Origin of the sequence: Arthrobacter sp. PM3 (assembly GCF_003352915.1) — a bacterium.
In the GTDB taxonomy this organism is placed as follows: Bacteria; Actinomycetota; Actinomycetes; order Actinomycetales; family Micrococcaceae; genus Arthrobacter.
The window spans coordinates 1,634,550-1,656,631 of record NZ_CP022314.1 but is presented as its reverse complement, the minus strand read 5'-3'; the positions used below and the strand labels follow the sequence as shown (position 1 = coordinate 1,656,631).

The 22,082-nt window shown below is 67.7% G+C and carries 22 protein-coding genes; 8 read left to right on the top strand and 14 right to left on the bottom strand.

Translation table 11 applies throughout. The features are described 5' to 3' along the window. Positions 1-7: 7 nt before the first annotated feature. Positions 8-1,393: an NtaA/DmoA family FMN-dependent monooxygenase gene (locus tag CFN17_RS07680; RefSeq protein WP_208750825.1), complete on the top strand. Its 1,386-nt coding sequence runs from the start codon at positions 8-10 to the stop codon at positions 1,391-1,393. 290 nt (positions 1,394-1,683) lie between these two features. On the opposite strand, the gene CFN17_RS07675 is transcribed toward CFN17_RS07680, so the two are convergent. From CFN17_RS07675 to CFN17_RS07660, 4 genes are all read right to left on the bottom strand, one after another. Further along, entirely contained in the window at positions 1,684-2,538 is an 855-nt protein-coding gene (locus CFN17_RS07675) for an anti-sigma factor (RefSeq protein WP_208750824.1), read from the bottom strand. Beyond that, entirely contained in the window at positions 2,525-3,097 is a 573-nt protein-coding gene (locus tag CFN17_RS07670) for an RNA polymerase sigma factor (protein WP_208750823.1), read from the bottom strand. The genes CFN17_RS07675 and CFN17_RS07670 overlap by 14 nt, the downstream gene beginning before the upstream one ends. A gap of 177 nt (positions 3,098-3,274) precedes the next feature. After that, entirely contained in the window at positions 3,275-3,991 is a 717-nt protein-coding gene (locus tag CFN17_RS07665; RefSeq protein ID WP_208750822.1) for a DUF4397 domain-containing protein, read from the bottom strand. Positions 3,992-4,288: 297 nt separating this feature from the next. After that, entirely contained in the window at positions 4,289-5,272 is a 984-nt protein-coding gene (locus CFN17_RS07660) for an ABC transporter substrate-binding protein (protein WP_208750821.1), read from the bottom strand. A 271-nt stretch (positions 5,273-5,543) separates the two neighbouring features. Between CFN17_RS07660 and CFN17_RS07655 the strand changes: the two genes are divergently transcribed. Beyond that, entirely contained in the window at positions 5,544-6,095 is a 552-nt protein-coding gene (locus tag CFN17_RS07655; RefSeq protein ID WP_261792410.1) for an SRPBCC family protein, read from the top strand. A 1-nt stretch (position 6,096) separates the two neighbouring features. Beyond that, positions 6,097-6,699, top strand: a complete 603-nt coding sequence (locus CFN17_RS07650) for a DUF6919 domain-containing protein (protein ID WP_208750820.1) — start codon at positions 6,097-6,099, stop codon at positions 6,697-6,699. A gap of 38 nt (positions 6,700-6,737) precedes the next feature. Here the strand turns inward: CFN17_RS07650 and CFN17_RS07645 are convergent, their stop codons facing one another. Then, positions 6,738-7,067 (bottom strand): antibiotic biosynthesis monooxygenase family protein, encoded by a 330-nt coding sequence (locus CFN17_RS07645; RefSeq protein ID WP_208750819.1) that lies wholly within the window; start codon positions 7,065-7,067, stop codon positions 6,738-6,740. A gap of 232 nt (positions 7,068-7,299) precedes the next feature. On the opposite strand from CFN17_RS07645, the gene CFN17_RS07640 reads away from it, so the two are divergent. After that, a complete protein-coding gene (locus tag CFN17_RS07640) occupies positions 7,300-7,620 on the top strand; it encodes a GYD domain-containing protein (protein WP_208750818.1) in 321 nt (106 codons plus the stop codon). 20 nt (positions 7,621-7,640) lie between these two features. Here the strand turns inward: CFN17_RS07640 and CFN17_RS07635 are convergent, their stop codons facing one another. Continuing rightward, positions 7,641-8,018, bottom strand: a complete 378-nt coding sequence (locus CFN17_RS07635; protein WP_208750817.1) for a helix-turn-helix domain-containing protein — start codon at positions 8,016-8,018, stop codon at positions 7,641-7,643. Between the two features lie 103 nt (positions 8,019-8,121). Between CFN17_RS07635 and CFN17_RS07630 the strand changes: the two genes are divergently transcribed. Both CFN17_RS07630 and CFN17_RS07625 read left to right on the top strand, forming a co-directional pair. After that, positions 8,122-8,985 (top strand): SDR family oxidoreductase, encoded by an 864-nt coding sequence (locus CFN17_RS07630; RefSeq protein WP_208750816.1) that lies wholly within the window; start codon positions 8,122-8,124, stop codon positions 8,983-8,985. Between the two features lie 98 nt (positions 8,986-9,083). Next, complete coding sequence (locus CFN17_RS07625; RefSeq protein WP_208750815.1) at positions 9,084-9,602, top strand: hypothetical protein; 519 nt, start codon at positions 9,084-9,086, stop codon at positions 9,600-9,602. Between the two features lie 81 nt (positions 9,603-9,683). On the opposite strand, the gene CFN17_RS07620 is transcribed toward CFN17_RS07625, so the two are convergent. Together CFN17_RS07620 and CFN17_RS07615 are read right to left on the bottom strand one after the other, a co-directional pair. Further along, positions 9,684-10,727, bottom strand: a complete 1,044-nt coding sequence (locus CFN17_RS07620) for an NAD(P)-dependent alcohol dehydrogenase (protein ID WP_208750814.1) — start codon at positions 10,725-10,727, stop codon at positions 9,684-9,686. Between the two features lie 259 nt (positions 10,728-10,986). After that, the gene (locus CFN17_RS07615) at positions 10,987-11,409 is read right to left on the bottom strand and encodes an STAS/SEC14 domain-containing protein (protein ID WP_208750813.1); all 423 of its coding nucleotides are present in this window, start codon (positions 11,407-11,409) and stop codon (positions 10,987-10,989) included. Between the two features lie 737 nt (positions 11,410-12,146). Between CFN17_RS07615 and CFN17_RS07610 the strand changes: the two genes are divergently transcribed. After that, the gene (locus CFN17_RS07610; protein ID WP_208750812.1) at positions 12,147-13,262 is read left to right on the top strand and encodes a M28 family metallopeptidase; all 1,116 of its coding nucleotides are present in this window, start codon (positions 12,147-12,149) and stop codon (positions 13,260-13,262) included. A gap of 140 nt (positions 13,263-13,402) precedes the next feature. Here the strand turns inward: CFN17_RS07610 and CFN17_RS07605 are convergent, their stop codons facing one another. After that, the gene (locus CFN17_RS07605; RefSeq protein WP_208750811.1) at positions 13,403-14,365 is read right to left on the bottom strand and encodes a polysaccharide deacetylase; all 963 of its coding nucleotides are present in this window, start codon (positions 14,363-14,365) and stop codon (positions 13,403-13,405) included. A gap of 15 nt (positions 14,366-14,380) precedes the next feature. Then, positions 14,381-15,913 (bottom strand): cytosine permease, encoded by a 1,533-nt coding sequence (locus CFN17_RS07600; RefSeq protein WP_261792409.1) that lies wholly within the window; start codon positions 15,911-15,913, stop codon positions 14,381-14,383. A 110-nt stretch (positions 15,914-16,023) separates the two neighbouring features. On the opposite strand from CFN17_RS07600, the gene CFN17_RS07595 reads away from it, so the two are divergent. Next, a complete protein-coding gene (locus tag CFN17_RS07595) occupies positions 16,024-17,571 on the top strand; it encodes a PucR family transcriptional regulator (RefSeq protein WP_208750810.1) in 1,548 nt (515 codons plus the stop codon). A 31-nt stretch (positions 17,572-17,602) separates the two neighbouring features. On the opposite strand, the gene CFN17_RS07590 is transcribed toward CFN17_RS07595, so the two are convergent. The 4 genes from CFN17_RS07590 to CFN17_RS07575 form a co-directional block, all read right to left on the bottom strand. After that, entirely contained in the window at positions 17,603-17,824 is a 222-nt protein-coding gene (locus CFN17_RS07590; RefSeq protein ID WP_208750809.1) for a hypothetical protein, read from the bottom strand. Between the two features lie 127 nt (positions 17,825-17,951). Then, a complete protein-coding gene (locus CFN17_RS07585) occupies positions 17,952-18,764 on the bottom strand; it encodes an IclR family transcriptional regulator (RefSeq protein WP_261792408.1) in 813 nt (270 codons plus the stop codon). A gap of 97 nt (positions 18,765-18,861) precedes the next feature. Then, on the bottom strand, positions 18,862-20,118 hold the full coding sequence (locus CFN17_RS07580; protein WP_208750808.1) for an aminopeptidase P family protein: 1,257 nt from the start codon (positions 20,116-20,118) through the stop codon (positions 18,862-18,864). Between the two features lie 109 nt (positions 20,119-20,227). Further along, on the bottom strand, positions 20,228-21,556 hold the full coding sequence (locus CFN17_RS07575) for an MFS transporter (RefSeq protein WP_395926869.1): 1,329 nt from the start codon (positions 21,554-21,556) through the stop codon (positions 20,228-20,230). Between the last annotated feature and the right edge of the window lie 526 nt (positions 21,557-22,082).

Here is a 22,082-nt window from a genome sequence, read left to right as displayed (position 1 = left end):
ACCCGTCATGAGCCACAGCATCCACCCCGCCACCGAGTTCACCCCGTCCGGGCAGCTGCAGCTGGGCGTCTTCTTCCAGGGTGTCAACTCCGGAACCGTCTGGAAGGCGGCCGACTCCGGCTCCCAGACGGAGTTCGAATCTTTCCGGCGCATCGCCCAGACCGCCGAACGCGGCCTCTTCGCGGCTTTCTTCCTCGGCGAAGGCCTGCGGCTGCGCGAGCACCTGGGCCGGCCGCACGCGCTCGACGTCGCCGGCCGGCCCGACGCGCAGACGGCCCTCGCCGCCCTCGCCGCCGTAACCACCAACGTCGGCCTGGTCGCCACCCAGAACACCACGTACAACGACCCTGCGGACCTGGCGCACCGGCTCTCCACGCTGGACCTGCTCTCCGGCGGCCGGGCGGCCTGGAACATCGTCACCACGGACAACGCCTGGACCGGCGCCAACTTCCGCCGTGGCGGCTACCTGGACCACGCCGACCGGTACACCCACGCCGAGGCCTTCGTGGAAACCGCCAAACGGATCTGGGACGCCTGGGACGAAAGCGGTGCGGTCCGCCGCGTGCGTCACACCGGCAAGCACTACTCCGTGGACGTCACGCCGCGGCTGCCGCGCAGCGCCCAGTACCGCCCGGTGCTGTTCCAGGCCGGGGATTCACCCGAGGGCCGGGACTTCGCGGCCCGCCAGGCGGACGTCATTTTCTCCGCCCACCCGCAGCTGGACGACGCCCTGGACTTCCGCCGCGACATCGTGGCGCGCACGCTCAAGGCCGGCCGCGGGGCCAACGACGTGAAGATCATGCCCGCCAGCGAATTCATTCTCGCTGCCACCCCGCAGGAAGCCCTCGAGAAGAAAGCCTGGGTCCGCAGCCTGCAGATCGGCCCGCAACAGGCCATCGCCTACCTCGAACAGTTCTGGGGCCGGGAACTGCAGGGCTACGATCCCGACGGCCCGTTGCCGGACATCGACCCCGCGGTGGAGGAAACGTCGGAGACCCGCGGCAGCGGCTTCCACGGCGCCAAGGCCCGCCAGCTCGCCGACCAGTGGCGCGCCGAAGCCAAGGAGAAGGGCCTGTCCATCCGGCAGTTCGTGTCGGCCCGGACCAGCCGGGGCGACTCCACCTTCACCGGTTCCTACACCGAGGTCGCCGACCGGCTGGCAGAATACGCCCGCACCGGCGCTGTTGACGGCTTCAACATCTCGCCGTGGCTCATCCCCACGGGCCTGGACGAGATCGTCAACCACCTCGTCCCGGAACTTCAGGAGCGCGGGATCTACCCGACCGAGTACGCCGGAACCACGCTGCGGGAGAATTTGGGGCTGGCGGTACCGGTGCGTCCGGCGGCGGACGTCACCGGCGCTGAGTCTGCCTCCGCGGCGGCGCGGGTCTGAGGCGATGGGCGCGCGCGTGTCCGGCACGGACCACTGGAACTCCGGCGCCGGATCGGACGCCGATACTGTCCGGCTGCAGCTGACCGTCTGGGAGCAGCAACTCTGAGGCTGGCCTCCCCCATCGATTGCTCCGCACCGGTTCGCCCGCCGGTTCGCCGCAGACGGCCGCTGTGGTCGCGCCGGTTCGTCAGAGATGGCCGCTATGGGACCTCCCATAGCGGCCATTTTCGTCAAACCGTGGGGTTCTGGGCCGGGGCCATTGCCGGCGGGGAACACCGTGTCCTGGAAGGTCAGTTTCCCGGATTGAGCGTTCCTCGGGCGATGCTGTCAGCCGAGTGCGCAGGATTGCCGTTGTAGGGCTGGTCCGAGATGTCGACGATGGGGTATTGGGCCAGGTCGATGCCGGACGGGAGGGTGAAGACGCCGGATTCATTGGAGAGGACGCCCAGGCTGACCATCTTGGTGAGGTCGGCAGAGCCCATCCACACTCCCTGGAATCCGGAGACGTGGTCGTTGGACAGCCGGATCGCGAGTTGGCGCGTCCCATCGGGCAGTTGTTGCACCTGCGCTTCTCCGCTGCCCGTGTGCGTGGGCAGCGGGGTCAGGGGCGTTTGGGCCAAGACGATGGACGCGGGGACCGACTGGCTGGGGACGGGGGCAGGGGTACCGGTCTGTCCCAGGAATCCGGCGCCGGCCCAGCCGACAGCCGCACCGAGGGCGATACCGGCGGCAGCGGCTGCAACCCAGAGTCCCGGACGGGCATGCCGGTCCTTGCGGCCGGGCCGCAGTGGAGTCGGGACATGGTCCGGCCCGTCGGCCTGTTTCGTGGTCCCCTCCCCCGCGGCCGGCTTGGCGGCGGCCGTGTCCGATGACGTGGCGGGGCGCATGGTGCCCCGGGTCAGGGGGTCCGCCGCGACGGCCGGGGAGAGCCCCAGGGCTTCATGGATGGCGGTCCAGTTCTGGCCGCCCGGTTCCTCGAGTTCTATGCCGGCGGGGTCGAGGGTGGCTATGTGCACCGTGTATTGCAGGGCTTGGAGACTTTCGCTGCACTGCGCACAGTTGGCGAGATGGTCCGCGTCGGCATCTGTGCCTGCGGGCTCGCCGAGGGCCAACAGGCTGAGTAGTTCGGCGTCAAGGTGTTCCATGTTCCACCTCCAGGCGGGTACGCAATCGCATGAGGCTGCGCCGGATGTGGCTTTTGACGGTGCCGAGCGGCAGATTGAGGCGCGAGGAGATCTGGTCGTGAGTCAGGTCTTCGTAGAAGGCCAGCCGCATTATTGTCTGTTGTGGATCTCCCAGGTGCTCCAGTTCCTCGTCAAGGGTCAGGCGGTCAGCGACCTCTTCGACATCGCCTTCATCCGGGCCGGCGGCGGGACCTGCAACGACGTGAATGGCCGCTTCCTCCAGACGACGCTGGCGGAAGCGGACCGACAACGCGTCGGAGATGGCATTGCGTGTGATCCCGATCAGCCAAGCCGGCAGCCGCGCCGCCTCGGGACGAAAACTGGTCCGTGATTTCCAGGCCCGGATGAAGACCTCCTGCGTGACATCGTCGGCGGCGGCACGCTCGCCCAGGGATCTCAGCGCCAGCGTGTAAACCAGAGGACCCAACCTCCGGTAGACCTCGGCAAGGGCGCGTTCATCGCCTCCCGCAAACGCATGATCGAGGCTGGGGTCCCAATCATGCGCGGCGGAAGACTCCATGGGGTGCTCCTTTGAGCGGGCACAGGCCTTGTTGAACCACATTATGCCGCTCCTCCCGGTGGCTCCGCCATCGTCCAACGGCGTCAGCCTCCGGGAGGGAACGGCATGAGTGCCGGTGGGGCCGCCAGCGGCGGGCCCCCACCGGCAGAACCGAGTGGCTGCAGGAGCTTCTGAGGGCTACTCGCCGTGGCTCCCGTCTACGTGCGATGAGGAGTCCACGACCTGTACGGCGACTCCGAGGTTGTTGTCGGCGAGGCTTCCCCAGGCGTAGACGATGGTGTTCTTCCCCTCGGTGATCTTGACGTCGGCGGGGCCGATCAGCGGGTCTGTGGTTCCGGCCGCTGCGACCGAGGCGGAGACGGTTCCGGCCTTGAGGGTAAGTGTCTTTTGATGCGGGTTGGTGAGTCCCTCAATGACTGCGGTCCCGCCGGCCAGGACATCCACGGCGGGGGCTGCGGCGACGTGGCGGACGGTCAGCTTGCCCTTGCCATCCGGGCTGGGCGAGGTGTCGTTGGTGAACAGCGACGCCGTGGGAGTGCCGTCGGCGGCCAGATGAGCGACCGCCGTGTAGTTCCGGCCCGCTTCGAGGTCGACTGTGACCGGGCCGATCGCGGGGTTGTCGGCGCTCGTGGCATCGGCACCGGTAATGGCTAGCTTGTGGTCACCGTCGGGAACGTTCAACGGCCCGGCCAAGGTGCCCGGAGTGAAGTTGTCCAGGGTGAGCTTGCCGTCGACCCAAACGTCCACGGTGAGGCCCGGGACGCCGTGGAGGACCGATAGTTTTGCCGTTCCCTCATCGCGGTGGTGCCAGCCGCCGGCCTGGGCCGGGGCGGCCAGTGCCAGTGCTGCCAGCAACGTCATTGCTCCGGCGGCAGCAGAGAGTGTCTTGCGCATTTCCAGCTCCTCTTTGAGGCCCACATGGGGTCTGTGGTTGTGCTTACACCCTTACTACCGATCGAAGGCCCTACCCGGATGCACCCGCACGGAAGTTTTCTCCGACGCCTTCGGTCTCCGCGGACTGGCTTCCCGGCGGAGGGCCTGGCTCCGCGGCCCGCGGCGCAGCCAGTGGGGTTCACTCAGGGGATGCCCGCCCTTGTCTTCCCCATCGGTTGCTCCGTAACCGCCATTTTCACCCCCAATAAGGGCAGTTACGGAGCAACCGGCGTTACTAGGCGTTACTAACGGGCGGGGCTACTTCTTGGGCAGGCCCGCCGGGTTCAGTTCCGACGTCGCGACGGCTTCCTCGGACAGGCCCCAGCGGTCCAGGATCTTCGCGTAGCTGCCGTCCTGGATCAGGTGGTTCAGTCCGGCCTGGGCGGCGGCGGCCAAGCCGTTGTCCTTCTTGGTGGTGACGGCGATGCTGGCCTTCAGCGGCCAGCCGCCGGCCACAAGCCCCACCAGCTTGGTCTTGGCGTCGGTGGCAGCCTTGTAGGCCGCCGTGGCGTTGGGCCCGAACGTCAGGTCCGCCCGGCCGGACTGGATGGCCAGCTGGGAGGCGGAGTCGTCGTCGTAATACTGGAACTCCACCGGCTTGAGGCCGTTCTTCTTGTTCTCCTCGTCCCAGCGCAGCAGGATGGCCTCCTGGTTCGTGCCGGAGCCGACAATGACGCGTTTGCCGGCGACGTCGGGCGCCGACTCCACCTTGGTGATGCCGCTGTCAGTCTTGGCGTAGAAGCCCAGCTTGTCCTCACGGTAGGTCGCGAAGTCGAACTTGAGCTTGCGCTCCTCCGTGACCGTGACGTTGGAGATGGCGGCCTCGTACTTGCCGGAGTCGACGCCGAGCGGCCAGTCAGCCCAGGCGGTCGGAACGATCTCCGCTTCCAGGCCCAGCGACTGGGCCAGGGCGACGGCGATATCCACCTCGTTGCCCACCGGCGTCTTGTTGTCGATGGCGTAGACGGCCAGCGGCGCCGCGAACGGGCTCACCGCCACGGTCAGTTTGCCGTCCTTCTTGACGGCGTCGGGGACGAGCTTGGCGGCGGCGTCGTCGACGGTGACCTTGACGCGGTCCTGCTGCGGCGAGAGGTTGAACTGCCTGGCACTGGAGGACGACGACGGCGCCAAGCTCGTTCCGCCGGCAGCGGCGGCTCCCGGGTCGGAGCAGGCCGCGAGACCCAGGAGCGTGCTCGCCGCGAGGGCGATCGTGACGCCTGATTTAAACGCAAGACTGGACATGATTTCCCCTTGAGAGTAGTTGTCGGTGGTGCTGGTGCCAGCAACTATCCGGGGCGCCGGAAAACCGGTCAAAGCGCCGTGCAACCGGGTGAAACCCGGGGATACAGGCGGTAACACCGGTTCATCCGGCGTCCGCCGGAAGGGCCTGCGGCGGCCGAGTGTTACCGAACATTGCACTGCGTGACGCGGCGGGTCGGAATTGTTCACGGCGGGCCTCAACTCGCCTAGCCTGCATAGAAGACCTGCAGGACACCAACACGACACAGGAGGGGTGAACTTGTCAGTGAGCACGCCGCGCAATGCGGACCAGACCTTGCACCGGACCACGCACCGGACCAGCATCAACGCCCCGGCGGACCTGGTCTTCGGCATGCTGCGGGACGCCTCGCACTGGCCGTACCTTGACGGCCTGACGGTCTATTCCGAGCGCGTCAGCGGCGACGACGCCACGCACGAACTCCGGACGTCGGTGGTCTCGAACGGTTCACTGAGTTCAAGCCACTGCTGGCGCGTCTTTGACGCCGCCAGCCACCGCGCGGAATTCCAGCAGCTGGACCTGGAACCGCCGCTCCGGCAGCTCGTCGGCGACTGGGAGGTCAGCACGGCGGACGGCCTCTCGGTGGTCACCCTGAACCACGGGTTCGACGTCGACGACGAGCACCTCACCGGGCGGATCAACGGGATCATCGAGGACTATGCGCTGCGCGAGCTCGAGGCACTCCGGGTCAGCTGCGAACGCCTGTCCATCCTCCTGCAGCACCACACCCCGCAGGGTCAGCCGGCTACCCAGCCCGCAGCCCGCTCCGAGGCCCGGGAGGCCTGAGATGTCAGAGGACAGGTTCACCACCGAACGGGACAGCTTCGGCCGGCTTCTCGCCGACCGCGAGGTCTGGCGGCAGGCCACCACTATTCCGGCGGCCGGCGAACTGACCGCCCGGTGGCTGGAAGGCAACAGCCAGTACCAGCCGGGCGTCTTTTCACCGGGGTTCGACGACGAGACCACGGCCATCGCCGGGGAGCTCGCCCGGCTCAACCGCAACGGCCTGTTCACCAAGGAATCGCAGCCGGGCGTTGAGGTCGAAGGACTCGCGCAGCGGGCGTACGTGACGGCGTTCTGCAGCCCGGAGACGGCGTCGGCGCTGCTGGAGCTGTCCACCCGGACCGAACTCGTGACGGTGGCCCACGCCCCGGGCGAGGCGAGCAGCGCCTCCATTCCCGTGACCGTGCAGGACGGCGCCGTCGTGACCGTGCTCGGAAGCAGCGAGGAACCGGTGGGCGAGGACCAGCTCAGGGACTGGACGGCCGAGGCCAATGAGACCCTGGCCCTCGTTCTGGCCGATGCCTGGTACGTGGAGATCTTCGACCCCGTCTGGGGCCGGAACGACGTCCTGCTGGACGCGGTGTTCGAGGCGCTGCAGGCGGAATAACCCGCGGGGTAACCAGCGGACCGTCCCGGGCGGCGGGCTCACATATCGGTGGCGTCCCACCCGATGCTGGCGGCCTCGTCAAGGGTGCGCGACTCGAAATGTTCCAGCAGATCTTTCATGCTCGCCACGCCCTGCGTGAACACGTCGGACGCCCGCCACTGCTCCACCTGCTCAAGGGATTCCCACGGCCCGGTGCTGATGAACCGGTTCCTGACGTCCCGGTCGTGCATCAGCACGGCCTTGGCGTGAGGGAAATCTTCCCTCGTCTTCCGGGCCAGGTCCCGCCAGGCCTGGATGAAATCGTTCTCCCGTCCGGGATGCACCAGCCAGATTCCGAGCGTATAAACCGACACGTCGGCCACCTCCATTGTGTGTGCGGGGTTGATACGGCCGATTATCTTCCCGGCCGCCGCCCGAGGGTAGGGCCGGACTGCCCGGGACATCATTCGGGCCCCCAAAAAAACGTTGAACGGCTGGAGGGCAAGGCCTGGCATGTGGGCAGAGCCCCGCTCTGGGGCCGGCCCAGGACCGTTTATCGGCGGGTTAGTTGGCACCCTTTCGAAAGGCCTGCATCCTGGGCATCACAGGATAGGAAACGCCATGAGCAAATATCTGTTTGAATCAAACTACGTTGGCGAAGGCATCAAGGGCCTCATGCGTGAGGGCGGGACAAAGCGGCGCGATGCGGTGGTCGAAGCTCTCAAATCGGCGGGCGGTTCACTCGAGTGCTTTTACTACGCCTTTGGCGAGACCGACGTCGTGGGGGTCTTCGATATCCCGGATCAGGCCAACGCCGCAGCATTGTCCCTCCTGATCAATTCCACCGGTTCGGTGAGCCTGCGCCTGAAGCCGCTCATGACACCGGAGGACCTCGACGAGGCAGCCAAGAAGACGCCCTCGTACCGCGCCCCGGGACAGTAAGGCGACAGGACAGATCCACTTCAGCCCTGGCCGGCCAGGATCTCGTCGGCGTTCTCCACAACCCAGCCGAAGAGCGGCAGCAGGTACGCGGCCAGCTCCCGTCCCCGCGGCGTCAGGCTGTAATCCACGCGCGGCGGGATGCTCGGTTGCGCCTCGCGGTGGACCAGGCCGTCACGTTCCAGGATCTTGAGGGTCTGGGCCAGCATCTTTTCGCTGATGCCGTCGGCCCGGCGCCGGAGATCACTCCAGCGCTGCTCGCCGTCGTCGAGGGCAACCAGGATCAGGATCCCCCACTTGCTCGTGACGTGGTCCAGCACCACCCGGCTGGGGCATCCGGCCGGAAATACGGCGCCGGCCGTCGCGGCCGGGGCGCCCGGGCGCCCATTACTTACTTTCATGTCAGTACCTTACTTCAAAGTGCGTACTCTCCACAGGGAAGTTCTGCGCCGGTGGCCCGGTTGTCCAGAAAGGAAGAGCAAAGAAACCTGAAAGGACTTCCCCATGAGCATCGTCGTCACCGGAGCAACCGGCCAGCTGGGCCGGCTCGTCATCGAGGCCCTCCTGAAGCGCAACGTCCCCGCGGACCAGATCGTGGCCGCGGGGCGTTCCACGGAGAAGCTGGCCGACTTCGCCGCCCGCGGGGTCCAGGTCCGGGCCATGGACTACGACGACGCCGCATCGGTTGCCGCGGCGCTGAAGGGCGCGGACAAGGTGCTGCTGATTTCCTCCAGCACCGTCGGCCGGCGGGTGGCTCAGCACCGGACCGTGATCGAGGCCGCGAAGGCCGAGGGCGTGGACCTGCTTGCCTACACGAGCATCGCCAACGCGGACACCACGGGCATGAAACTGGCCGACGAGCACCTGGCCACCGAGGCCCTCCTCAAGGAATCCGGCGTCCCGTTCGCCCTTCTGCGCAACGGCTGGTACCTGGAGAACTACACGGACCAGCTGCCGGGCACGCTGGCGCAGGGCGCCCTGGCCGGCAGCGCCGGCGACGGCAAAGTCAGCGCAGCCACCCGGGCCGACTACGCCGAGGCGGCCGCCGCCGTGCTCACGGCCGATAACCAGGCCGGCAAGGTCTATGAACTCGGCGGCGACGAGGCGTTCACCCTGGCCGACCTGGCCGGGAGCATCAGCGCCGCCGCAAGCCGGCCCGTCAGCTACCAGGACCTCCCCGCCTCGGACTACGCCGAGCTGCTGGCAGGCTTCGGCGTACCCCGGGATTTCGCGGGCATCCTGGCGGACTCGGACCTGGGGATTGCCCGCGGCGATCTGCACGTCACCACCGCCCACCTCAGCAGCCTGATCGGCAGGCCCACCACAGCAATGCCCGACGCCGTCCGGACTGCCGTGTCGCTGCTCTAGGCGCCGAGCCCGGGCCCGCGGCCTGTGACTTGCGCGGGCGGCGGTGCCCAGTAGGCTCGGGGCATGTCACTGGGCAGGTCACCCGTCAAGGGATGCGCGTGGATGCGCGGCGCCGTGCTGCTCCTGACCGCGGCGGGGCGGCCGCGGGCCTGTCCGGGTGCGAGTATGCGGATGACGTCTCGACGGCGGCCCCGGCGGTGTCGTCGCGGCCGGCACCGCCGCCTCTCCCGCCGGTAGACCCGGGGCTCGCCGAGGCCGAAGCGCGCAACCTGGACGAGCTGACGGCCGTCCTCGGCCCGCGGCCGGACGCGATCGTCCTCGGCGGCGCGGGCGGGATTGGCGGCAGCGGGTTCGGCCACTCGGTGGCGGCGGTGCCGGAGGGAACCTACACGCTCACCGGTGCTTGCATCGGCGCACCCCGCGCGTACCTGGCCCTGTCCCAGGACGGCCTCCGGGGCGGGGGCAGTGCGGAGATGACCCTCACCTGCGGCGCGCCCGCGGTAACGCAGGTCGACCTGTCGGCCGGGCCCGTCCAGGTCCACGGATTCCGCTACAGCACCGACCCCGGGGCCGGCGAAGTCGCCGGCTTCTGGCTGGTCCCCGCCGCCGGGCCGTAGCGGCGCCTCGCACTGACGACGCCGGGCGGCCTGCCAACAGGCCGCCCGGCGTCGTGCATCCGCAGTCCTGGTCCGGCGTCGTTAGCTCAGCGTGGCGGTGTCGATCACGAAGCGGTACCGGACGTCGGAGGCGAGGACGCGCTCGTAGGCGTCGTTGATCTTGGCCGCCGGGATGACCTCGATTTCGGCGCCGATGCCGTGGCTGGCGCAGAAGTCGAGCATTTCCTGGGTTTCGCGGATCCCGCCGATCATGGAGCCGGCGAAGGAGCGGCGGCCGCCGATGAGCGCGAACGCGTTCACCGGGAGGGGTTCTGCGGGGGCGCCGACGTTGACCAGGGCGCCGTCGAGCTTCAGCAGCTGGAGGTAGGCGCTGATGTCGATCGAGGCGCTGACCGTGTTGATGATCAGGTCAAAGGTCCCGGCGAGCTGTTCGAAGGTGGCGGGCTCGCTGGTGGCGAAGTAGTGGTCCGCGCCGAGGCGCAGGCCGTCTTCCTGCTTCTTCAGCGACTGGGACAGCACGGTGACCTCGGCACCCATGGCGTGGGCGATCTTGACGGCCATGTGGCCCAGGCCGCCCAGGCCGACCACCGCGACCTTCTTGCCGGGGCCGGCGCCCCAGTGGTGCAGCGGGGAGTAGGTGGTGATCCCGGCGCACAGCAGCGGCGCCGCGACATCGAGCTCCAGGCCCTCCGGAATGGTGACCACGAAGTCTTCGGTCACCACGACGTGGGTGGAGTAGCCGCCCTGGGTGATGGTGCCGTCGCGGTCCACGGCGCCGTAGGTGCCGGTGTTGCCGGCCAGGCAGTACTGCTCCTCGCCGGCCGCGCAGTTGGCGCATTCGCCGCACGAGTTGACCATGCAGCCGACGCCGACGCGGTCTCCGACGGCGTGCTTGGTCACGGCCGTGCCGACCTCGGTGACGATTCCGGCGATCTCGTGGCCTGGGACCAGCGGGTAGGACTGCGGGCCCCAGTCGCCGCGGACGGTGTGGATGTCTGAATGGCAGATCCCGGCGTACTTGACCTCGATCAGGACGTCGTGCGGGCCCACGTTCCGGCGTTCGATCGTGGTGGGGACGAGGTCTTCAGCGGCGGACGGTGCGGCATATGCATTGACGGTAAGCAATGAATCTCCTGCTTGCTAGTCGTTGGGGGTTGTTCAACGGAACATCATCCATCAAACCGGTTCCCGGCGCGCCAAGGGAGTCTCTGCTTATAGGGGTATTGCCAGGGCCTCCCTTACGGGGGCGCAAGCCCTAACGCTGAGGGCATGGACAATCGAGACGCGATCCGCGAGTTCCTTGCAGCTCGACGACGCCGAACGGGACCACTTGTTCGACCTCTCCCGGACAGCGGCCCCGGACAGCCGGATCCGCCGCCGTCTCTCAGGTCAGGGCGGAGATGCCGTCCTCGAATCCTTCGGGCTGCCCGCTGCCGCCGGGGATGAACCTGTTCAGCCAGGCCACGGCGTTGTCCCTGGACGTGAAGAACTCGTGGGGATACCGGGTGTGCCGGCTCATGGCCGCGGCAATGACACGGTCCACGGTGCTGGATCCAAGCACCGCAATCGCCAAGACCCCGGCGGTCTGCGCAAACTCGTACCTGGCGGCGGCGCTGATCTCCACTTCGGTCATTTCCGAGAGCATGGGCATCGGAATGCCCCCGCTGATCTGCTCGACGGCCCGCATGGCGTCCTTGGCGTAATGGACGTCAACAACGGACCCGGGAAGCCAGACCGAGTAGATGATGCCCGCACTGATGCTCAGCACGTTCTTCCCATCCGCTGCGGCTATTTGTCCTGGCATCATCGTGACCATTCTAGGCCCGGCCGTGTTGCGCCAGGACTTTGGGCCGCGGTTGCGCGTGGCGGTTCGGCGGGTCCCCGGGGGCGGACATGCCCTCCCCTGCGCCGTAACACTGAGCATGCTCCCCGCCACGAATGGGCATGCGCCCCGCTGTGCGGCAGGAGTGGACACAGTGGGCCTATGTCCACTCCTCGGCCTACGGAGTGGACATGCGCCCTCTTTCCTGGGCGCACCACTGAGCATGTCCCCGTGGCCCCGGCCCACCATTGAGCACGCTCCCCCGGCCCCGGCCCACCATTGAGCATGCTCCCCCGGCCCCGGCCCACCATTGAGCATGCTCCTGCCGTTCCCCAAACCCACCACCGAGCGTGCCCACCCACCCACGATCCAGCCAGCCAGCCAGCCGCTGAGCATGCTCCCCCGGCGCGCCGAGGAATGGGCATAGCGGGCCTATGTCCATTCCTCGGCGCAAGGGGAGGGCATGCGCCCGGGCACCGGAGGCGGCCGCTGGGCATGTCCCCCCGGAGGCAGCGGCCACTTGCCCAGCCCCACTTGCACAGCAGTTTCACAGCCAGGCCCTATTGACCCCACAGCCGGAGGGCCGACAATAGTTCGATCTGATAGGAGTATTTGCCGGGCGATGGTGGCCGCGACCTACTGGTGTGTCAGTGCCGGGCGTCTTGTCCATTCGAGCCGAACGAAAGCGAACTTGTACACACTACTGATGGGGGCTCCTCGGCATGATCACTTTACGCAAACACATCCTCCCCTCCGTCCTCGCCGTGATCCTGCTCTCGACGTCGGCCTGCACGTCCGAAACCGCGGCCGGATCCCCGAGCAGCAGCCCCAGCAGCAAATCCACCAAGTCAGCCAGGTCCGCCAGCCCCAGCGCTCCCGCTTCGTCCCGTCCTGCCGCCCTGCAACTGAATCCGGTCAGCCCGGTGGATGCGCGCACGGTGCTGGCGGACTTCAAGACCCGGGGCATGAGCAGCCACCTGGAGGCACTGCAGCGGATCGCCGACGCCAACGGCGGCAACCGCGCCTCCGGCACGAACGGGTACGAGGAATCGGGCCGCTACGTCGAGGAGCAGCTGCGGGCGGCCGGCTACACGCCGGTCCGGCAGACCTTCAGCTTCCGGGGGGACGGCCGGAACAAGAAGCAGGTGCAGTCCTTCAATATCCTCGCCGACACCGGCGGCAGCGCGGAGCACACCGTGGTGGTGGGCGCGCACCTGGACTCCGTGCCGGAGGGCCCGGGCATTGACGACAACGGCAGCGGGATCGCGGCCGTCCTCGAGACCGCGCGGTGGCTGAAGGAATCCGGGATCGCGCCGGCCAACCGGGTCCGGTTCGCGTTCTGGGGCGGGGAGGAAGACGGGCTCTACGGCTCCCAGCATTACGTCGACGAGCTCAGCCAGACCGAGAAACAACAGACCGCGGCGAACCTGAACGTGGACATGGTGGCCTCGCCCAACGGGGTCCGGTCCGTGCATGACGGCGACGGCACGGACTTCGGGCACGCCGGGCCGGCCGGGTCGAAGGCGATCGAGGACATCTTCTTCCAGTTCTTCAAGGAGAACTCGCTGCCGGCGGAGACCACGCCGTTCGACGGCGGCTCCGACTACGACGCGTTCCTCTCGGCGGGCATTCCGGGCGGCGGGCTGTTCACCGGCGATGAGAAGAAGAAGACCCGGGCCCAGGTGCAGGAGTACGGCGGCCAGGCCGGCAAGCATCTCGATCCCTGCTACCACGAGGCCTGCGACACGACCTCGAACATCAACCAGGACCTGCTCAAAGACATGTCCGCGGCCCTGGCCTACGGCACCGCGGCCTACGCCATGGCGAAGACGGGCTGACCGCCCGGCCGGAAGCGCCCCCGAACACGACAAGGCCGACACGACAACGTCAGCACCACAGAGCCCACACACAGAAGTCCCTGGCCCGGCCGCCTCATCGCGAGGCGGCCGGGCCAGGGACTTGGCCGAGGGCACAGAGATCAGCGGAGCGGTGTCCCGAGTACCTCGGACTGCCGGATCGCCGCCGGGGTGAACCGGGCGCCCGTGTCCGGGAACTGCGGCACGTCAATCCGCGCGTGGCTGTGGACTTCCCGGACGGAATCGCGGGTGTGCTGCGCAATATTCTCCATGGTGGTGACCCACATGCCCTCCATGGACTTGACCCGCTCGATCAGCCGTTCCAGGGCCACGGCCTTGGAAGGCCGGCCGGAAATGAACGGGTGGTTGGTCAGGACAAAGCAGCTTCCGGCCGCATGGTGTGCCTCGGCCTCCAGCGTCCACATTTCCAGGACCTTGGCGGGGCTTTCAATCACGCCGCTGCCGGTGACGCCGGGGTAGAAGGCGTACTGCTCCCAGTCATCCAGGGCCCAGTCGACCGGGATCTCCACGAGGTCCCGCGGGTCCGACTCGGCGACACTGAAGCGGTAAGGGGCGTCGCCGTCGAGCAGGCTGGAGTCATACAGGAAGCCGCGGTCGGCGAGGAGCGAGGCGGAATGCCAGTTGAGCTCCCACCAGGGTGCCCGGTAGCCCGTCGGCCGGACGCCTGCCGCCTTGGCCAGTGCCTCCAGCCCCCGGTCCAGGTACCGCGCCTCCGTGGCGGCGTCGATGCCCTGCATCGGTTCGTGCAGGTAGCCGTGGTGCGCGATCTCGTGGCCGGCGTCCGCGATCCGGCGCACCGCGTCCGGGTAGCACTCGGCGGTGAAGCCGGGGACAAAGAATGTCGCCTGGATGTCCTGGCGCGCCAGGATCTGCAGGAGCCGCGGGACGGCCACTTTGGGCCCGTAGGACTGGTGCGTCATGAGCGACATGCGCCGGGTGCTCTGCGGGTCATGGGCGATCGTGCAGGATTCGGCGTCGACGTCGAAGGTGAAGGATGCGGCGGCACGGTGGCCGTCTGGCCAGGTGATGGGGTGGGCGGTGTCAGCGAATGCGGGGAAGTTCACGGGGAAAACTCCTGGCTAAAGAGTGGAGGGGGCGGTGGACGGGACCGGCGCGTCGGCCACGGGGAGGGCTGTGTCCGTGACCCTCACAGTGGCCGGCACGACGTCGAGGAACTTGCGGTGGAACCGCGGCCCGAGGACGGCGTAGGCGGCCGCGCTGCACAGTCCCCCGGCGAGCCAGGACAAATCCCAGCCGCCGAGCGCGACGGCGATGGGTCCCTGCATGACAGGGATGAGGCCGTACATGAACAGCCAGGTGGCGAAGATGCCGATGAGCAGGGAGGCAATGCCGGCCGGGTTCAGGCCGGGCAGGCGCTTGGTGCCGACGGCGTCGAAGAGCCGGGCGGTGTCCGCGGGCCAGCGCTTTTCGATCCAGAAGTAGTGGACCAGCATGACGCCGCCCCAGGCGGCCACCCAGGCGACCAGGCCGATCAGCCACGCATCCAGCACGGAGGCGAAGTCCTCCTGGAAGATGAAGAAGATCACCGCGGCCAGGGAGAAGACGCCGACGAACAGGTTCAGCTTGCGCCGGCTGATGGAGATGTCCAGTGCCTGGGTGGCGACGGAGAAAGTGTAGATGTTCAGGATGTTGGTGGCGATCGGCCCGTGCAGGACCATCAGCAGCACCGGAAGGGCCAGGGCGCCGAAGTTCTGGACGATAAGTTTTCCGGGGTCGATTTCACCGGTGTTGGTGGCCAGGCTTGCCCCCAGAATGCCCAGCCAGACGACGGGGATGAACTGGCCCAGCACCGAGGCGAGGTACACCTTGCGCTTGGGCACGGAGGTGCTGACGAAGCGGGAGTAGTCGGCGGCGTAGGTGAACCACGTGATGCCCCAGCCGATACCGATAGCGGTCATGACGGCGCTCATCGCGGCGATGCGTTCCGAGCCCTCCAGGATGTGGCCGGCCGGGCCGGCGTAGGTCCAGTTGATCTTCATGCCGAACCATGCCACGGCGGACATCACGGTGAGGATGAGGATGGTGGGCGGGACGGTCCACTTTTCGAACGCCGCAATCGCCTTGTAGCCGAACCAGGCGATGGCTACCTGTACACCCATGATGAAGGTGGCGATGCCAATTTTCCAGGCGTAGTTCTTGGCCTCCGGATCAACCCAGCCCAGCGTTCCGAAGAGGGCCATGACCAGGTCCAGGATGATCCAGGTGTTGACCGCGCACCAGCCGATCACCAGCAGCGCCTGGATGGCCGCCGGCAGGTAGTTTCCGCGCCGGCCGAAGGCGGCCCGGGCCAGCACCATGCCGGTCGCCCCGGTCTTCTGGCCCAGCAGGACGAAGCAGCCGAAGAGCAGCATCCCGATCAGGTTTCCAAGGACCAGGACCGTCACCGTGTCCGCGAATCCCAGGCCGAGCTGGATGCCGAGCGCGCCGAGCACCCAGTTGATCGGGGCGAGGTTGGCGCCGGCCCAGATCCAGAACTGCCCGGAGACTTTGCGGGTCCGCTGGGATTCGGGGATGGGCTGGAGCCACGCTTCGTGGTCTTCGCCGGCCTCCGGCGCGGTGCCGGCTGGGGCCGCTGAGGATTGTTGACGCATTTGGAGCCTCCGAGGGGGGTGTGTGGGATGCCTCAAGATTATGTGTCACACGCCACATCCGACTATATACAATGTGTCTAAACAAAAGTAGTTCGAGACGACGGAGTGTAATGTCCATTCATCTTGAGGACGCCTTGAAGCATCCGACCCTGGCGGCCGCCGATCCCATCATCCGGGCCGGAGCCCGGGCCGCCGCACGCGCGCAGCTGCGGTGGATCCACTCCAGCGAGATCATCGACATCGCTCCCCTGCTGGCCGGCGGGGAGCTCTTGCTGACCGGCGGGGAAGCCCTCGCCCTCGCCTCGGACGAGCGCCGGATCAGTTACATCCGCCAGCTGGCAGAGCGGGGCGTGGCCGCTGTCGCCGTCGAAACCGGGGCGGCACTGCCGTCGCTTCCGTCCTCCATGGTGGCGGCCGCCGAGGCCGCGGGGCTGCCGCTGATCGAACTGCGCGGCGTGGTCCCGTTCGTCGGCGTGACACAAGCCATCAACTCGATGCTGGTCAGCGATTCGGTGTCGCAGTTGCGGCGGGCCGACGAGGCCAGCCACGCGATGGCCGTCGAGCTGGCGCACGGCGGCGGGCTGGACCGGATCCTGGCCGTGCTGGCCGGCATCACCCATGCTGAGGTGACGCTAACGTCGGTGGCAGGCGTGACTCTGGGCAGCGCAGCCCCGGGGAATGCCGGGGCGGCGGACGCCGGTTCAGCCTTGGGACCCGAGGAGCAGGCGCGGCTGATCCGCATCGACGTACCGATCCGCGGCATCCTTGCGGCGCAGCTATTGCTCCGGGTGCCGGTGGAGGAAGACGAAAACCTGGCCCGCACGGCCGGAAACCGCTCGGTGGACATCCTGGCGCTGGCCCTGCTGCAGCGGATGTCGCCCGGTCTGAAGGAAGTTGCCGGCGCGGCCCTGCTGCGCGCGGTTGATTCCGGCAGCCAGGCCTGGCGGCTCCAGCAGCTGGCGTCCGCCGCCGGGATTCCGCCGGGGAATCCGATCGTGGCCGTCATTGTCCGGGCCGACATGCTCCAGCAACTCCGGACACCCGTGGAGCAGCTCCTGTCCCGGGGGGCGCAGCCCAGTGCCACCTATGTGGACAACGCCGAGCTGCTCGCGTTGGCTGTCCTTCCCGCCGAGGGCTCCCGCGAAAGCCGGCACGCGCTCCTGGCCGGATTGCGGGCGCTTCCGGCCCTGGCGGACGCGCTGGTTGCCGTCGGCCCGCCGGCGGCCGGCATCCCGGAGGCGCCATGGTCCCTGTCCGAGGCCAGGCTCACCCTGGATCTGGCGGACGCGCCGGGATACGCGCCGGCGGACTCCGCCGGCCGGCACGGTTCGGTGATCGATGCCGAGGTGTTCGCCGTCGAACGCCTCGCCGTCGGAAGCCTCGACGCCGGGCAGCGGCGCAACTTCGTGCGCCAGCAGCTGGGCGCCCTCCTGGACCATGATGCGCAACGCAGTTCCCGGCTGCTCGGCACCCTGGCGGCATGGCTGGATTCCGGCTGCAACACCGCCCAGGCGGCCAGGGAGCTGCATGTGGAGCGGCAGTCGATGCATCAGCGGCTGCAGCGGATTTTCGACCTGTGCGGGGGCGATCCCCGGGGCACAGGCAGGCTGGCGGCGCTGCACCTGGCGACCCGGCTGGCGCGGCTCAGTGACGGTTAGATGCCGGCGACGGGTAGGGGCGCTGTGAAGCCTAGGGTGCGGTCTCGTCGTCGGACTTGATCCAGGTGGCCACCACGCTGACGCCGCCGCGATCGTCGCGGTGAGTGACGACGTCGATTTCGGCGGCGGTGGCGCCCATGGCCTGCAGTTTGTCGCGGTAGCTCGCGATCAACGCCTCGAGAGTGCGTTCCGTCCACTCCCCCGGGCGCATCCGCGTGGAGATCTCGACAGGTTCCGGCTGATACAGCGACATCAATAAACCTCCGGGCTCGGGGTGTACGACTTCTGAACAGTCTTGCACGGCACCGGCCGGCGGCACGCCGCACCGGCGCAGAAAACTGAGCCGGAAGTTTGCCCGCCGGGCGCGTCTGCCCGGAGAGTCAGTCCTTGCCCGGGACGGCGCGCCCGCCCAGGCGTGTGGTGACCTTGTACGCCGCCGCGGCGCAGGCTTCGCCCAGGCTCTGCAGCCGTTCCCGCGAGACGCGGAACCGGGGGGCCGAGATCAGGACCGCGGCCGCGATGTCGCCGCGGTGGTCGTAGACGGGGGCGGCGACGCCCACTTCGTCGATCGAGGATTCACCGTAGTTGATGGCCCAGCCGCGGGCCGCCACATCGGTGAGCTTTACCTGGTATCCCTCCAGGCCGGCATCGTCGAGTCCCGGATAGCTGATCGCTCCGCTGCGCAGGAGTGCCTGGACCCGTTCGGCAGGCTGGGCGGAAAGGAAGACCTGCACGGAGGCGCTCATGGCGTCCGTGTACCGGGCGCCCAGCGGGGTGCTGTGCTTGATCTGGTGGTGGCTGGCGATCTGCTCCACGCACATCGACTCGCCGCCGTTCCACACCATGAGGGCGCTCGTTTCGCCGGTCTGTTCGGCGAGTTCGCGCAGCACCGGGTAGGCCACCCGCCGTTCCTCGAGTTCGGCCAGCAGCGGCCCGGCGACGGCGATCAGCCCGAGCCCCAGCCGGAAGCGGCGCGTTTCCGGGTCCCGTTCCACCAGGTTTTCCTGTTCGAAGGTGGCCAGGATCCGCGACACGGTGCTCTTGTGCAGGCCCACCCGGTTCGCGATCTCGGTGACCCCGAGCAGCGGCTCGTCGGCGCTGAACGTTCGCAGCACTGCGATGGCGTTGACGATCACCGAGGCGCCCTTGGTGTCGCCGTTTCCGGTGGTCTCGGGAGATTCTGCTGGGGTCATGGTGTCTTCCATCATGCTGCATGGGGACCGAAAAGCGGCGCCACGGTGGACGTGGCGCCGCTTCTTTGCGGGGTCGGGGAAGCCGGTCGCGGGAGGGTTAGGCGCCCACGATGTTGTATTCCGGGCCGAACGGGAACTTGGTGATGTTCTCGGCGCCGTCCTCACCGACCACCAGGATGTCGTGCTCGCGGTAGCCGCCGGCGCCGGGCTGGCCGTCCAGGACCGTGATCATGGGCTCCATGGAGACCACCATGCCCGGCTCCAGCACGGTGTCGATGTCCTCGCGGAGTTCCAGCCCGGCTTCCCGGCCGTAGTAGTGGCTCAGGACGCCGAAGGAGTGCCCGTAGCCGAAGGTCCGGTTGGCGAGCAGTCCGTGGCTGACGTAGATCTCGTTCAGCTCGGCGGCGATGTCCTTGCAGACCGCTCCCGGCTTGATGAGTTCCAGGCCGCGCTTGTGGACCTCCACGTTGATGTTCCACAGCTCGAGGGAGCGGGCGTCCGGTTCGCCGTAGAACAGGGTGCGTTCCAGGGCGGTGTAGTAGCCGGAGGTCATCGGGAAGCAGTTCAGGGACAGGATGTCGTGTTCCTGGATTTTCCGCGTGGTGGCCCAGTTGTGGGCGCCGTCGGTGTTGATGCCGGACTGGAACCAGACCCACGTGTCACGGATTTCCGAGTCCGGGAAGGTCCGGGCGATCTCGTGCACCATGGCCTCGGTGCCGATCAGGGCGACCTCGTATTCGGTGATGCCGGCGGTGATGGCGTTGCGGATGGCCTCGCCGCCGAGGTCGCCGATCCGGGCGCCGTGCTTGATGACTTCGATTTCCTCGGCAGACTTGATCATCCGCTGGCGCATGGCCGCCTGGGCCACGTCCACGAGCGTGGCGGAGGGGAAGGCCGCCTGGATCTTGTTCCGGTTGTCCAGCGGCAGCGAATCGTCTTCGACGCCGAGCCGGCGCGGGTTGATGCCGCGGGTGCGCAGGGTCTCCTGGATGGCGTGGATGTAGTTGTCGCGGCGCCAGTCGGTGTACACCAGGTTGTCGCCGTAGCTGCGGCGCCAGGGCATGCCGGCGTCGATGTTGGCGGTGATGGTGACGGTGTCGTCCTTGGTGACCACCATGCCGTAGGAACGGCCGAAGTAGGTGAACAGGAAGTCGGAGTAGTACTTGATGGAGTGGTAGCTGGTCAGGACGACGGCGTCCAGGTCCTTCTCTGCCATGATCCGGCGCAGCCCGGCGAGCCGGCGCTCAAATTCGGCGTCGGAGAAGGTCAGGCTGACCTTCTGGCCGTTGTTGAGGACCTTGAGGCGCTCCAGTTCGGCGACGGAGGAAGCGTTGTCAGAAGTGGTGATGGTCATGCTGGTGGTGCCTTTCTGCAGTGTTGTTCTGTGGAGGGAAAGATGGGGGGCCGGCGCCGGTCAGTCGTGGCGCCGTCTAGTCGTGGCGCCGTCTAGTCGTGCCGCCGGGTTAGTCGTGACTCAGCGGTTCCCGGCTGGTTTCGCGGGAGAGCACGACGGCGACCAGGGAGACGGCGGCGGCGCCGGCCAGGTACCAGGCCGGGGCGAGGTCGTTGGCCGTGGCGGCGATCAGGAGGGTCGCCATGAAGGGCGCCGTGCCGCCGAAGAGCGCGTTGGAGAGATTGAAGCTGACGGCGAAGCCGCTGTAGCGGACGCGGGTGGGGAACATTTCGGCAAGGAAGCTCGGGAGCGTGCCGTCGTTGAGCGTGAGCATGCCGCCCAGCAGGATCTGGACCAGAACGATCACGAGGAAGTTCCCGGTGTCCAGCAGGGCGAAGGCGGGCACGGTCAGGACCATGAAGCTCAGGGATGCTGAGATGAGGACCTTCTTGCGGCCGTAGCGGTCCGAGAGCATTCCGGTTAGGAAGATGAACCCGATGTACGTCACCAGCGCGATGGTGGTGGCGAGGAAGGATTCAGCCGCGCCGAGGCCCAGTTCCGCGGACAGGTACGTGGGCATGTAGCTGAGGATCACGTAGAAACCGACGGCGTTGAGCAGCACGGCTCCGACGGCCTTCAGCAGCAGCCTCCAGTGGTTGCGGAACAGGCTGGATACCGGCGCCTTGACGGCGTGCTCTTCCTGTGCCATTTCGCGGAACACCGGGGTGTCCTCGAGCTTGGTGCGGATGTACCGTCCGATCAGGCCCATCGGGGCGGCCAGGAGGAACGGCAGCCGCCAGCCCCAGCTGTGCATCGCCTCGGAGCTGAGCAGGATGGTCAGCAGGCCGGCGAGCAGGGAGCCGAGCAGCAGGCCTGCAGCGGTGCTGGCCGGAACCACCGCGGCGTAGAGGCCGCGCTTGTTAGCCGGGGCGTACTCGACCAGGAAGGCGGAGGCGCCGGCGTATTCGCCCGAGGCGGAGAAACCCTGGACCACGCGCACCAGCAGGAGCAGGACCGGCGCCCAGATGCCGATGGCGCTGTAGCCGGGAATGAGGGCGATGCAGAACGTCGCCCCGGACATGATCAGGATCGACAGGGACAGGGCGGTCTTGCGCCCGACCCGGTCGCCGATGTGTCCCCAGACGAAACCGCCCATCGGCCGCACCAGGAACGAGATGGCGAACAGGGCGAATGTCAGCAAAAGCGCGGTCTGCGGGTTGGATTCGGGGAAGAAGACCGCGGCGATGGTAGCGGCAAGGTACCCGTAGACGGCGTAGTCAAACCATTCGACGAAGTTGCCGATGAAGCTGGCGGCGACCACCCGGCGTCGGGTGTCCCGGCTGACGGCGCCGCCGGTAGTGCGTCCATCCTGGCCGGCCGGAACCCCGCCGCCGCTCACGGCCGCTTCTCCGGAGAGGGTATTGCCATGCCCGCTATTGGACTCCGGGCCGTCCGTCCCCGCAAGAGTGGCAGGGGAGGAAGTTTCGTTACTCATGTGTCCACCAAAACGATTTTTGGAGTTGCATTGATTGCAACGCTGTTGCATCAGATTAGGCGTGACGCGCAACACAGTCAATGGTTTTTTCATCCGTTATTCTCAGATTGAACTCCCTGGGCCTCGAGTTCCGCGGCTAAAGGCGGCTGTACGGCGTCGTTCCAGCAGTTGCGCTAGCCGAAGCAGAGTTGCTTATGTGACGCGTCGTCTTCTGACGCATGACACCGGACCCGCCGGGCGCTTCTCAACGTCGAGTGGCATTCCTTGTGAAAACCTTGGGCTGGGAAGGAGCGCGGTTCCCACACCGGCGGGGGGCTGGCACACTGGGTGGACTATCGAGTGACTGGGGGGAACCACGTCAGGAGATCGTCATGGGCATTCCGGTCAACACGCTCGTTTCCAGCAGCCGGGCGACCCGGCCATGATGGCC